At 62.8% G+C, this 13,361-nt stretch carries 7 protein-coding genes; 2 read left to right on the top strand and 5 right to left on the bottom strand.

The genetic code is table 11. The annotated features are described in order from the left end of the window. The first annotated feature begins 55 nt into the window (after window positions 1–55). Window positions 56–5,860 carry an alpha-2-macroglobulin gene (locus tag CXQ82_RS31035; protein WP_101273891.1) on the top strand — a complete coding sequence of 1,935 codons (5,805 nt, stop codon included), beginning with the start codon at window positions 56–58 and terminating at the stop codon, window positions 5,858–5,860. After that, complete coding sequence (pbpC, locus tag CXQ82_RS31040) at window positions 5,841–8,141, top strand: penicillin-binding protein 1C (RefSeq protein ID WP_101273693.1); 2,301 nt, start codon at window positions 5,841–5,843, stop codon at window positions 8,139–8,141. The genes CXQ82_RS31035 and pbpC overlap by 20 nt, the downstream gene beginning before the upstream one ends. A 49-nt stretch (window positions 8,142–8,190) precedes the next feature. On the opposite strand, the gene CXQ82_RS31045 is transcribed toward pbpC, so the two are convergent. The 5 genes from CXQ82_RS31045 to CXQ82_RS31070 form a co-directional block, all read right to left on the bottom strand. Continuing rightward, window positions 8,191–8,556 (bottom strand): hypothetical protein, encoded by a 366-nt coding sequence (locus CXQ82_RS31045; protein ID WP_101273694.1) that lies wholly within the window; start codon window positions 8,554–8,556, stop codon window positions 8,191–8,193. Between the two features lie 58 nt (window positions 8,557–8,614). Beyond that, on the bottom strand, window positions 8,615–10,447 hold the full coding sequence (gene glmS / locus CXQ82_RS31050; RefSeq protein ID WP_101273695.1) for a glutamine--fructose-6-phosphate transaminase (isomerizing): 1,833 nt from the start codon (window positions 10,445–10,447) through the stop codon (window positions 8,615–8,617). Window positions 10,448–10,456: 9 nt separating this feature from the next. After that, on the bottom strand, window positions 10,457–11,224 hold the full coding sequence (locus CXQ82_RS31055) for a DeoR/GlpR family DNA-binding transcription regulator (RefSeq protein ID WP_101273696.1): 768 nt from the start codon (window positions 11,222–11,224) through the stop codon (window positions 10,457–10,459). A gap of 210 nt (window positions 11,225–11,434) precedes the next feature. Next, on the bottom strand, window positions 11,435–12,802 hold the full coding sequence (gene glmU / locus CXQ82_RS31060) for a bifunctional UDP-N-acetylglucosamine diphosphorylase/glucosamine-1-phosphate N-acetyltransferase GlmU (RefSeq protein WP_101273697.1): 1,368 nt from the start codon (window positions 12,800–12,802) through the stop codon (window positions 11,435–11,437). Between the two features lie 123 nt (window positions 12,803–12,925). Further along, on the bottom strand, window positions 12,926–13,342 hold the full coding sequence (locus CXQ82_RS31070; RefSeq protein ID WP_032885166.1) for a F0F1 ATP synthase subunit epsilon: 417 nt from the start codon (window positions 13,340–13,342) through the stop codon (window positions 12,926–12,928). Window positions 13,343–13,361 lie beyond the last annotated feature (19 nt).

The raw sequence follows: 13,361 nt of genomic DNA on the forward strand, positions 1-13,361 counted from the left end.
TCTTTTGTATCAAAGACGCTGTAAGATACGCCGCACTTAGCCAGGGATGCTCACCATGTTCGATTCGTTCAAAGCGATCAGCCGCCGTATTGTCGGTGCGTTATTGACTGTGGTGGGCGCCGTTTTCGGCCAATGGCAGCCGCCGTTCTGGCTGCGCGCCATCGGCCGTGGCCTGGCGAACCTGGGCAACAAGGCGCGTGCTTATCCGCGCCAGACCGGTGCCGGCGTACTGGGCCTGGTACTGCTCGCCGCCGCCGGTTTTTACGGCTGGCACTGGTATTCCAACCTGCCGCAGCCGCACACCGCGAGCTATTCGCTGCACAAGCCCAACCTGACCAACTACACCCAGCAACCGCCGGTTGTGGATAACTTGCAGGTACGCTTTGCCGAATCCGTGGCTCCGCTGGCGGCCATCGGCAAGCCAGTGACTGAAGGCATCACCCTCAAACCCGAGGTGGCAGGCACCTGGCGCTGGTCCGATGACCGCACCTTGCTGTTCGTGCCGGAAAAAGACTGGCCGGTAGACGCCCATTACAGCCTCGACCTGGCCAAGAAAAACCTGCTGGCCGACGGCGTACTGCTGGACCAATACACCACTCAATTTTCTACCCAGCCGTTCCGCGCCACGTTGGCGCAAAACGAGCTGTACCAAGACCCGTCCAACCCCACGCTGAAACAGCTGGTAGCCACATTCCGGTTTTCCCACCCTGTAGATGAAGAAAGCCTACGCAAGCGCGTGTCCGTCACCCTCGGCAAAGGCCTGGCCTATCGCGACGCCCAGTTGCCTAACCGCCCGGAAATCACCTTCGACGACACCAAGCTCAACGCCTACGTACGTTCTGCCGCCCTGGCCACCCCGCTGGAAAGCACGCCGGTCAGCGCCAAGCTGGACGAAGGCATCAAGGCCCGCGACGGCGGCAACGCCAGCACCGCGCCGCTGGTGGCCGAAGTCACCGTGCCCGGCCGCTACCGCCTGACATTCACTGGCGCCGAAGTCAGCTTTGTGGATAACGAACGCGGTGAGCCGGAGCCCGTGCTGATGTTCAGCAGCTCCAGCGCCGTGGCCGATGACACCATCGCCGGTAAGGTCCAGGCTTGGCTGCTGCCGGAAAAAGCCCAGGACGATACCCGCCCCTACAGCAGCAACGATATCGACGATGCATTGCTCGCCCGCAGCAGCAAAATCAGCCTGACCCACGTGCCCAGCGTCGAACCGCTGAACACCCTGCACGCCTTCAAATTCAAGGCCCCTGCGGGTCGCGCGCTGTATGTAAGGGTGCCGGCCAACCTGGAAGCCATCGGCGGCTATTTGGCGAAGAATCCTACGGCCTCGCTGCTGAGCATGCCGGCTTACCCACGCACCTTGCAGTTCCTGTCCGACGGCGCCTTGCTCAGCCTCAATGGCGAAAAACGCCTGGGTTTCATGGCCCGTGGCGTGCCCGGCGCCCACGTGGAAATCGCCCGCCTGCTGCCCAACCAGCTGCAACACCTGGTGGACCAGAGCAGCGGCAGCTTCGCCCGCCCCAACTTCGGCAACGAATATTTCGATCGCATGGTCGAGCGTCAGTCACTGGACATTCCACTGTCGTCCAATGACCCGGCCAAAACCGTCTACGACAACGTGGACCTCAGCCACTACCTCACCGCCAACGGCGGCCGACGCGGTATTTTCGTACTCAAGCTCAGCCCGCAGGATGACACGGCCCAGCGTACGTTCGAGTACGACCGCAGCAGCACCAGCGACCTGCGTTTTATCGTAGTGACGGACCTGGGCATCATCGCCAAGCGTTCCAGCGACGGCAGCCATGATGTGTATGTGCAGTCCATCGGCAACGGTTCGCCGGTAGCCGACGCGCAAGTCGACATCATTGGCCGCAACGGCCTGCCGGTCAGCAGTGGCCGTACCGATGGCGAAGGCCATGTGCATTTCGCCAAGCTGGATGAACTGCGCCGTGAGAAAACGCCGCTGATGTATGTGGTTACGCGCGGTAATGACCAGTCATTCCTGCCGATCGCACGCCAGTCTCAGCAGTTGGATTTGTCGCGCTTCGACGTAGGCGGTCTGGAAGAAGACGGTGCGATTGATCGCCTCAGCGCCTACCTGTTTACCGACCGCGGCCTGTACCGACCCGGCGAAACCGCGCACCTGGGCATGATCGTGCGCAGCGGCAACTGGAAAGGCGCCCTGCGAGGCCTGCCGGTGGAGCTGCAAATCACCGACCCGCGTGGCCTGGAGGTAATCCGCCAGCCGCTGAAACTGTCCGCCAGCGGGTTTGAAACCTTTGATTTCCCCAGCAGCGAAGTCGCCCCCGCCGGGGAATACACCGCGACCCTGCAGTTGATTGGCCAGAAGCAGACCCGCACCGACCTGGGCAGCGTGAGCTTCAAGGTCCGCGACTTTGAACCGGACCGCATGAAAGTCAGCCTGAGCCTGCACGACACACCCGTGTTGGGTTGGATTGCACCGGACCAAGTAGTGGCAAAAGTCACCGCGATGCACCTGTTCGGCGCCCCGGCATCTGGCCGGCGCGTGACCGCGAAAATGTCCCTGAGCCCGACGCTCGCGGCCTTCGACCGCTACCCGGATTACCGTTTCCGCCTCAATGACGCCCTGGAAGACGCCAGCACCGAAGACCTCGCCGAAACCACCGTGGACGATAACGGCCAGGCGGTCCTCGACCTCAACCTGCAACGCTTCGCCAACAGTACCTATCGCCTGCAAGTGGCAACCCAAGTGTTCGAGGCCGAGGGTGGCCGCAATGTGGCGGCGCAAAGTGCCCTGCTGGTGTCGTCCGCGCCCTACCTGGTGGGTGTGAAAAGTCAGGATTCGCTGTCGTACGTCGCCAAGGACGCGCCGCGTCAGGTGCAATGGCTGGCCGTCGCGCCGGACCTGACGCCGCTGGCGGTCGACGGCCTGACCAGCGAGGTGGTCGAACACCGTTATGTGTCGGTGCTGGTGAAGCAATCCAACGGCACCTACAAATACGAGTCGCGCATCAAGAACATCAGCCAGCCGGCCGCACCGCTGGTGATGACAGAGAAAGGCGCCAAGCAGGCCCTGAACACCGGTACGCCGGGGGATTACACCCTGCAACTCAAGGATGCCAACGGCAACCTGCTCAGCCAGATCGACTACAGCGTGGCCGGACGGGGCAACACCTCGCGCTCCCTGGAGCGTAATGCCGAGTTGCAACTGCGCCTGGATAAACGCAGCTACGCCACTGGCGACGAGATCGCGATCAGCATCCGCGCGCCCTACACCGGCGCCGGCTTGATCACCATCGAACGCGACAAGGTGTATACCCAGCAATGGTTCAAGGCCGACAGCACCAACAGCGTGCAACATATCCGCGTGCCCGCAGGGCTTGAGGGCAATGCCTACGTCAACGTGCAGTTCGTACGGGATATGGGTTCGGCCGAGGTCTACATGAGCCCGCTGTCCTACGGCGTGGTGCCGTTCAGCATCAACCTGGATGCACGGCGCATGGCGCTCAAGGTCGAAGGCCCGGCGAAGATCGAGCCGGGGCAGACGCTGGATATCAAGGTGAACGCCGACCGCCCGGGCCGCGCAGTGGTCTACGCGGTGGATGAAGGCATTCTGCAAGTGGCGCGCTACCAGACGCCGGACCCGTTGGGCTTCTTCTTCCAGAAGCGCGCGCTGGAAGTCGGCACCAGTCAGATCCTTGACCTGATCCTGCCGGAATTCAGCCGCCTGCTCAGTGGGGCAGCGCCCGGTGGCGATACCGAAGGCGCCCTGGCCAACCACCTCAACCCGTTCAAGCGTAAACATCAGCCGCCGGTAGCCTGGTGGTCCGGGCTGGTGGACTTGCCGGCCGGCGAAACCGTGCTGCATTACCAGGTGCCGGACAGCTTCAACGGCAAGCTGCATCTGTTTGCCGTGGCGGTGGACACCGACAGCGTGGGGGTCAGTGAGGCCAACACTGAGGTGCGCGGGCCGATTGTAATCACGCCAAACGTGCCGGCCTTTGTGGCGCCGGGGGATGTGTTCAACGTAAGCGCGGGCGTGTTCAGCAACCTCGACGCGGCGGCGGATGTGAAGTTTGAGGTACAGACCAGCGCTGGCCTGGTGGTGCAAGGCGACAAGGGCAGCACCTTGTCCCTGCAACCGCGCAAGGAAGGCACCGCCGAGTTCAAGATCAAGGTGGGCGAAACCCTGGGTTCGGCAGACCTGCGTTTTGTAGCGGTATTGCCGGATGGCAAACGCATCCAGGTGGCGGAAACCACCTCGATCCGCCCGCTCAGCGAGCACCGCGTAGCCTTGAGCCTGGGCCGCTTCGACAGCGCCAGCAAAGAGCTGAAACCCACGCGCGAACTGTTCACCCAACTGCGCGACGTGCAACTGGGCGTCGCCGCTTCGCCGCTGGTATGGGCCAACGGCCTCAAGCATTACCTGGATGACTACGGCTATGCATGCACCGAGCAGTTGGTGTCCAAGGCCATGCCGGCGTTGATCTGGGGTGGTACGGAACCTGCGGCCGAGCAAGCCTTCAACAGCGCCGTACGCATGCTCCGTCAGCGTCAGAACCAGGCCGGCGGCTTCGGTTTGTGGGCGGCCAACCCGGACGTGGCGCCGTATGCCAGCCTGTACGCCACCGACTTCCTGATCGAAGCCAAGGAACGCGGGCTGCCAGTGCCGGAAGACGTGTTAGTGCGCTCGAACGCTTATCTGACAGACCTGGCCAACGGCCCGAGCGAAGGCCTGTCGGAATTACGCAACCGTGCCTACGCCAGTTACCTGCTGAGCCGTCAGGGGATTCTGGTGAGCGGTGCCTTAAGTGATATCCGCGAGCGCTACGAAAGCTACTTCAAGGACAGTTGGCAGAACGACATTGGCGCCGCATACCTGGCCGCCAGCTACAAGCTGCTCAAGCAGGATCGCCAGGCGGATACGCTGTTCCGCAAGGTTCCATGGCGTTCGCTTGTGGATAAGTGGGACAGCGACGGCCTGTATTACGACCCGCTGGTGCACGATGCCGAACACCTGCACCTGCTGGCGCGGCACTTCCCCGAGCTGCTGGACGACGTGCCGGTGGCCTTGCTGGATAAGCTCGGCAAGCGCCTCAACGAGCAACGCTACAACTCGCTGTCGGCCGCCCTGTTACTGCGCGCCCTGGACAACTACGGCCAGCGTGCACAGAGCGACATGACCCTAAAAGCCACCGCCTGGCTGGGCGACAAGCAGCAACAACTGCTGGAAATGGCCGGCCAGCCGCCACGCGCCGCCGTACCAGGCGCCACGCAGAAGCTGGTGATGGAAAAATCCGACGGCCCAGCGGCGTTTTACATGCTCAGCGAAGCCGGTTTCGACAAGGGCGCCAAGCTCAAGCCGATCACCAATGGCCTGGAAATCATTCACGAATACCTCGACCTCAAGGGCGAGCCGGTGAGCAAAGTGGCGGTGGGCGACGAGTTCCTGGTGCGCCTGCGCCTGCGTGCCACCGACCGTGACCAGGTGCAGCAAGTGGCCGTGGTCGACCTGCTGCCAGGTGGCGTCGAGCCTGTGTATAACTTGCCGCCGGAGCCGGAAGCCGCCAGTTCCGAGGAAAGTGAAGGTGAAGAATCCGAGTACGTCGAAGCCAGCGACGAAGAGGCCGACACCTGGCAGGCGCCGATCGGCGAAACCGAACTGAGCAACTGGCAGCCGGAGTACGTGGATGTACGTGATGACCGGGTGGTGTTGTACGGCACTGCGCTGCGCGACGTAGGCACTTTCGTGTACCGCGTGCGCGCCACCAACGCAGGGACCTTCAATACGCCACCGGCCTACGCCGAAGGTATGTACGAAACCACCCTGCAAGGGCGCGGCAAAGTAGGCCAGCTTGAAATTACCAAGCCTTAAACGCCTAACGCCGCCGCTGCTGGTAGCGGCGGTTCTGCTGGCGGGATTGCGGCTATGGCCGCATGCCCCGCTGGAACAGGCGGTAACGTCTTCAAGGGTGGTGCTGGCCGACGACGGCTCGCTGCTACGCATGACGCTGGCGGATGACGGCCAATACCGACTCTGGCTACCTCTGGAGCGGATTTCTCCTTCACTGGTCGAGGCCTTGCTGCTCAAGGAGGACCGCAATTTCTACTGGCACCCGGGAGTAAATCCTCCGGCATTGCTACGCGCGGCACTCGCCACCTACAGCGGCGGCCAGCGCCAGGGCGGCTCGACCTTGAGCATGCAACTGGCGCGGCGCCTGTGGGACCTGAACACCCGCCAAGTGCCCGGCAAATTGCAGCAGATGGCCTTGGCGCTGTGGCTGGAGGCGCGCTACAGCAAGCACGACATCCTGGAGGCCTACCTGAACCTGGCGCCCATGGGCGGCAATATCGAAGGCGCCGAGGCCGCCAGCCGCATTTACTTCGGTAAGTCGGCGGCGCAATTATCCTTGTCCGAAGCCCTGGCGTTGGCCGTGATCCCACAGCAGCCGGGGCGGCGGGCGCGCTTTGGGCCGGCGCTGCAAAATGCGCGGCTGCGCTTGATGGCCGATTGGCGCGAGACTTATCCACAGGACCCACGCAACGACAGTTTGCTCAACCTGCCCCTGGAAGCGCGCAACCGCCAGCAGATCCCGTTTCTAGCGCCACACCTGAGCGAGCAACTGCTGGCGTCCCAGCCCGGCAATGAGTTGAACAGCACTCTCAACCTGCCACTGCAGCAATTGCTCGAGCGCTTGATCAACGGCTTTATCGCCGAGCGCCGCAGCACGGGTGTGGAAAACGCCACGGCGATCCTGATCGACAGCCGCGACCAGAGCGTGAAAGCCCTGGTGGGCTCCGCGGATTACTTATCCACAAGCCTGCACGGCCAGGTCAACGGCGTGCTGGCGCGGCGCTCGCCGGGGTCGACCCTCAAGCCATTCCTGTATGGGCTGGCGCTGGATCAGGGGGTGATCCACCCCATGAGCATCCTCAAGGACCTGCCCAGTAACTTCGGCTACTTCCAGCCGGAAAATTTCGACGGCAGTTTTGTCGGGCCTCTGACGGCGCGGGATGCCCTGATCCGTAGCCGTAATATCCCGGCGGTATGGCTGGCCAGCCAGGTCAAATCACCATCGCTGTACGGCCTGTTGCAACGGGCCGGCATCAAAGGCCTGCGCGACGAGAGCCATTACGGCCTGGCCCTGGCCCTCGGCGGTGGCGAGATGACCCCGGAGGAACTGGCGCGGCTGTATGTGATGCTGGCCGGCGACGGGCACCTGCGCCCGCTGCGCTATCTGCAGGAGCAACCGCAAACCACCGGTGCGCAACTGCTGACGCCCCAAGCCGCGTTTATGGTGCGCGACATGCTGCGCCGCAATCCGCGCCCGGATGGCTTGCCCGGCCGCCATTGGCGCACCGCCTGGAAAACCGGCACCTCCTGGGGCTTTCACGATGCCTGGAGTGCAGGCCTGGTGGGCCCGTATGTGTTGGTGGTGTGGGTGGGCAACTTCGATGGGCGGCCGAACCCGGCGTTTATCGGCGCCAAGACCGCCGCGCCGCTGTTCTTCCGTATCGCCGACGCCCTTCCCCTGGCCCTGCCCAATGTGCTGATCAAGCCCGACAAGCCGCCCGCCGGGCTGGTGCGCATCGACGTCTGCGCCGCCTCCGGTGAGCTGCCCAACCGCTGGTGCCCGCAAACCCGCAAGACCTGGTACATCCCTGGCGTCTCACCGATTCGCGTGTCCAACCTGCACCGCCCGGTGCTGATCGACACCCGCACCGGCAAGGCTGCGTGCCCGCCGTTCGAGGCGCAATACACCCGCGAAGAAGTCTTCGAGTTCTGGCCCAGCGACATCCAACGCCTGTACCGCGCCGCCGGCCTGCCGCGGCGCACACCGCCCAGCGTGATGAAAAACTGCCAGCCCAACCGCATCAGCGACCAAAGCGAAGCGCCGCAGATCCGCTCGCCCCTGACCCAGGTGAGCTACCAGTTGCGCCTGTCCCAGCCCCAGGAAAGCATCCCACTGAATGCCAACGCCGCCAGCGATGCAGCGACCCTGTACTGGTTCGCCGACCAGACCCTGATCGGCCAGGGCCCGCCGCAAACCACGCTGAATTGGCGGCCGGGCAAGTCGGGGGAATACCGGTTGCGGGTCAGTGATGATCAGGGGCGCAGCACGAGTCGGGGGCTAAAAGTGGAGTTTGTGCCGTGATCAGGCGTCTTCGTCGTCGAAACTAGCCCAAAGAACCGACCAGAGCCGGTTAACGCGAGGACAGCTCTACGTAGCTCGACTCGCCACCGCCAGTGGCACCCGACAACCAGCCCCACTCGAAGCTCAGGGTGGTAAGCCCAGCAGGGTCTACACCGACCGTCCCACGCGACCAGCCGGACAGCAATTCACCGTCCAGCGTGAGGCACTGAAACAGCAACTCAATGGTATCGACGCCCGTAACCCGGCCGACTTGCTTACCCAGGCGGATTCGGCCGCCTTGGTAGGTGCCGGAAATGGCATCACCGTCGACAAGGTAATGAAACACCGTGCCAGCACCGGAAAGCCCTTGGGTGTTGCTGGCGACGGTGAAGCGGCGGTTGTTCAAGCGTCGGTGGATTTCTGAGGGGGTGTGCATCGCGGTCGAATCCTTTCGAGGGGCCCTGGAGGCCAGGCGGCCTCCAGGGTGTGGCGTATTACTCCACCGTCACCGACTTCGCCAGGTTGCGCGGCTGGTCAACGTCGGTGCCCTTGAGCACGGCCACGTAGTACGACAGCAGCTGCAGCGGGATGGTGTAGAGGATCGGCGACAGGGTGTCGTGGATGTGCGGCATATTGATGACGTGGGTGCCTTCGCCGTTGGTCATGCCGGCTTTTTCGTCGGCGAACACGATCAGTTGGCCACCACGGGCGCGCACTTCCTGCAGGTTGGACTTGAGCTTTTCCAGCAGTTCGTTATTCGGTGCAACGGTGACCACGGGCATGTCGTCATCCACCAGGGCCAGGGGGCCGTGCTTCAACTCACCGGCCGGGTAGGCTTCGGCGTGGATGTACGAAATTTCCTTGAGTTTAAGCGAGCCTTCCATCGCCACCGGGTATTGCGCGCCACGGCCGAGGAACAGGGTGTGGTTCTTGTCGGCGAACAGTTCCGCGACTTTTTCCACCACGCTGTCCATCGCCAGGGCTTCACCCAGGCGGGTCGGCAGGCGGCGCAGTTCTTCCACCAGTCGGGCTTCGACGCCGTCTGCCAAGGTGCCACGCACCTGGCCCAGGGACAGGGTCAGCAACAACAGGCCAACCAACTGGGTGGTGAAGGCTTTGGTGGAGGCCACGCCGATTTCGCGACCGGCCTGGGTCAGCAGGGTCAGGTCGGATTCACGCACCAGGGAGCTGATGCTGACGTTGCAGATCGCCAGGCTGGCGAGGAAGCCCAACTCCTTGGCGTTGCGCAGGGCGGCCAGGGTGTCGGCGGTTTCGCCGGATTGGGAGATGGTTACGAACAGTGTATCGGGCTGCACCACTACCTTGCGGTAGCGGAATTCGCTGGCGACTTCGACCTGGCAGGGGATGCCGGCCAGCTCTTCCAGCCAGTAACGCGCAACCATGCCGGCGTGGTAGCTGGTGCCGCACGCAACAATCTGCACATTGCGCACTTTGGCGAACAACTCGGCGGCTTGCGGGCCGAAAGCGTTGACCAGCACCTGGTTCTGGCTCAGGCGACCTTCCAGGGTGCGCTGTACCACAGCCGGTTGCTCGTGGATTTCCTTGAGCATGAAGTGGCGGTACTCGCCCTTGTCGGCAGCTTCGGCGCCGTCGCGATATTGCACGGCTTCGCGCTCGACGGAATTGCCATTAACGTCCCAGATCGCCACGCTTTCACGGCGAATATCGGCGATATCACCTTCTTCCAGGTACATAAAGCGGTCGGTCACCTGGCGCAGGGCCAGTTGGTCGGAAGCGAGGAAGTTCTCGCCCAGGCCCAGGCCGATGACCAACGGGCTGCCACTGCGGGCAGCAACGACGCGGTCTGGTTGGCTGGCACTGACCACGGCCAGGCCGTAGGCGCCATGCAATTCCTTGACAGTAGCCTTGAGGGCGACGGTCAGGTCACCGAGGTCCTTGAGCTTGTGGTTGAGCAGATGGGCGATGACCTCGGTGTCGGTGTCCGAGGTGAACACGTAACCCAGGCCTTTGAGCTGTTCGCGCAGCACTTCGTGGTTTTCGATGATGCCGTTGTGCACCACGGCCAAGTCACCGGAGAAATGCGGGTGGGCGTTACGTTCGCACGGCGCACCGTGGGTGGCCCAGCGGGTGTGGGCGATGCCGAGGCGACCGACCAGCGGCTCACCGGCCAGGGCCTGCTCCAATTCGCTGACCTTGCCCGGGCGACGCATGCGCTCAAGCTTGCCGGCGTTGGTGAAAACGGCCACACCGGCGCTGTCGTAGCCGCGGTATTCCAGGCGCTTGAGGCCTTCAAGCAGAATGGCGGTGACGTTACGTTCGGCGACTGCGCCTACAATTCCACACATGGTTTTCTCCTAGATGATTGCCGCGCATATCAGCGTAATGCCGCGGGCTTGGATCTGGTCGCGGGCCTCAAGCGGCAGGCGATCATCGGTAATCAGGGTATGGACGCTGCTCCAGGGCAGTTCCAGGTTGGGGATCTTGCGGCCGATCTTGTCGGATTCGACCATCACCACCACTTCGCGGGCGACCTCGGCCATCACGCGGCTCAGGCCCAGCAGCTCATTGAAGGTGGTGGTACCGCGCTGCAAGTCGATGCCGTCGGCACCGATAAACAGTTGGTCAAAGTCATAGGACCGTAGCACCTGCTCGGCGACCTGGCCCTGGAACGAGTCCGAATGCGGGTCCCAAGTGCCGCCGGTCATCAGCAGCACCGGTTCGTGTTCGAGTTCGCTCAAGGCGCTGGCCACGTGCAGGGAGTTGGTCATCACCACCAAGCCGGGCTGATGGCCCAGCTCGGGGATCATCGCCGCGGTGGTGCTGCCACTGTCGATGATGATGCGCGCATGCTCACGTAAACGCGTCACAGCAGCGCGCGCGATGGCGCGCTTGTAGGCCGAAACGGGCTGGGCAGCGTCGCCGACCAGTTCCTGCGGCATGGTGATGGCACCGCCGTAGCGGCGTAGCAGCAGGCCATTGCTTTCGAGGGCGGCCAGGTCCTTGCGGATGGTCACTTCCGAGGTTTCGAAACGCTTGGCCAATTCGTCCACGCTGACTTCGCCCTGCTCATTGAGCAAGGCGAGGATGTTGTGGCGACGTTGGGGTGTATTTCGTTTCGACATGGTGATGATAAGTTTCGTTTCGAAAGATAACGAAGGCAATCAAAACCTATTGGTGAAAGATCGTCAAGCGGGGCGGATAAATTTTTAAGCCCACCACGCAGCAAATGTGGGAAGGGGCTTGCCCCCGGTAGCAGAGTGTCAGTCGATACATAAGCTGACTGATCTACCGCCATCGGGGGCAAGCCCCCTCCCACATTGATTGTGGATAACTCAGGTTTTTTTGATTTTTACCGGGCGTTTCCAGCCGTCGATGTTGCGTTGGCGGGCGCGGGCCACGCCCAACTGCAAGTTATCCACATCCTGATTGATGGTGGAACCGGCCGCCGTGGTGGCGCCGTCGCCGACCTTCACGGGCGCAACCAGCGAGTTATTGGAGCCGATGAACACATCTTCGCCCAGCACAGTCACGTGTTTGTTGGCGCCATCGTAGTTGCAGGTGATGGTGCCGGCGCCGATGTTGGTGCGCGCACCGATGACGGCATCGCCCAGGTAAGTCAGGTGGCCGGCCTTGGCGCCTTCACCGAGGTGGGCGTTTTTCAGTTCGACAAAGTTACCCACATGGGCCTTGGCCTCCAACACGCTGCCCGGACGCAACCGCGCAAACGGCCCGGCGTCGCTGCCCTCGCCCATCACGGCACCGTCGATATGACTGTTGGCCTTGACCACCACGCCCTTGCGCAGGGTGCTGTCCTTGATCACGCAGTTCGGGCCGATCACCACGTCGTCTTCGATGATCACGCGGCCTTCGAGGATCACGTTGATGTCGATCAGCACGTCGCGGCCCACGGTGACTTCACCGCGTACGTCGAAACGGGCCGGGTCGCGCAGGGTCACGCCCTGGGCCATCAAACGGCGGCTTTCGCGAAGTTGGTAGTGACGCTCAAGCTCGGCAAGCTGCTTGCGGTCGTTGGCGCCCTGCACTTCCATCGGGTCGTGGGGCTGCTCGGTGGCGACCAGCAGGCCGTCACTCACGGCCATCTCGATGACATCGGTGAGGTAGTACTCACCCTGGGCGTTGTTGTTGGACAGACGGCTCATCCAGTCGGCGAGCTTATTGGCCGGGACGGCGAGAATGCCGGTGTTGCCCTCGGTGATGGCGCGTTGGGCGTCGCTGGCGTCTTTGTGCTCGACGATGGCCGCGACCTTGCCGTCGGCCGTGCGCACTATGCGGCCGTAGCCGGTGGGGTCGTCCAGCTCAACGGTGAGCAGGCCCATCTGGCCCGGCACCACGTGCTTGAGCAGGCGTTGCAGGGTTTCCACTTCAATCAGCGGGACGTCGCCGTAGAGGATCAGCACGGTGTCGGCGCTGATGAACGGCACGGCTTGGGCCGTGGCGTGGCCGGTGCCGAGTTGTTTGTCTTGCAGCACGAAATTCAGGTCATCCGCCGCAAGGCGTTCACGGACCACGTCGGCACCATGGCCGATCACCACGTGGATACGCTGCGGGCTCAACTGCCGGGCGCTGTGGATAACATGGCCAAGCATGGAGTTGCCGGCAACCGGGTGCAGTACCTTGGGCAAGGCCGAACGCATGCGGGTGCCCTGGCCTGCGGCGAGAATGACGATTTCAAGAGACATGAATGGCTACCAATCCTGGGCGGTCCGGCTTCAGACCAGAGAAGTGTTTTGCTTAAAAAGAAAAAGGGTAGCCGAGGCTACCCTTTTTAATCAATCGCGCATGAAGCATGACGGCGTGGCCGCTTACTTCTTGCGGATCTGCTGGAGCGTGCGCAGCTGGGCTGCAGCCTCGGCCAGACGTACAGCAGCAGCGCTGTAGTCGAAGTCCGCACCCTTTTCGTTCAGGGCCTTCTCAGCAGCCTTGACGGCTTCCTGAGCGGAGGCTTCATCCAGGTCGCCAGCACGTTGCACGGTGTCGGCAAGTACCTTGACCATGTTCGGCTGAACCTCGAGGAAACCACCGGAGATGTAAAACACCTCACGTTCCCCGCCTTGCTTGGTCAGCGTGATCGGACCTGGCTTCAAGCTGGTGATCAACGGCGCGTGGCCCATGGCAATACCCAGGTCACCGAGTTCGCCGTGTGCAATCACCATTTCTACCAGACCGGAGAAGATTTCCCCTTCCGCGCTGACGATATCGCAATGGACTGTCATAGCCATCTGATTGCCTCAACCTGAT

Source organism: Pseudomonas sp. S09G 359 (assembly GCF_002843605.1).
Classification (GTDB): Bacteria; Pseudomonadota; Gammaproteobacteria; order Pseudomonadales; family Pseudomonadaceae; genus Aquipseudomonas.

Coding starts and splice junctions, on each gene's coding strand:
- CXQ82_RS31035 (WP_101273891.1), top strand. CDS start 56: ATGTTCGATTCGTTCAAAGCGATCAGCCGCCGTATTGTCGGTGCGTTA.
- CXQ82_RS31045 (WP_101273694.1), bottom strand. CDS start 8,556: ATGCACACCCCCTCAGAAATCCACCGACGCTTGAACAACCGCCGCTTC.
- glmS (WP_101273695.1), bottom strand. CDS start 10,447: ATGTGTGGAATTGTAGGCGCAGTCGCCGAACGTAACGTCACCGCCATT.
- CXQ82_RS31055 (WP_101273696.1), bottom strand. CDS start 11,224: ATGTCGAAACGAAATACACCCCAACGTCGCCACAACATCCTCGCCTTG.
- glmU (WP_101273697.1), bottom strand. CDS start 12,802: ATGTCTCTTGAAATCGTCATTCTCGCCGCAGGCCAGGGCACCCGCATG.
- CXQ82_RS31070 (WP_032885166.1), bottom strand. CDS start 13,342: ATGGCTATGACAGTCCATTGCGATATCGTCAGCGCGGAAGGGGAAATC.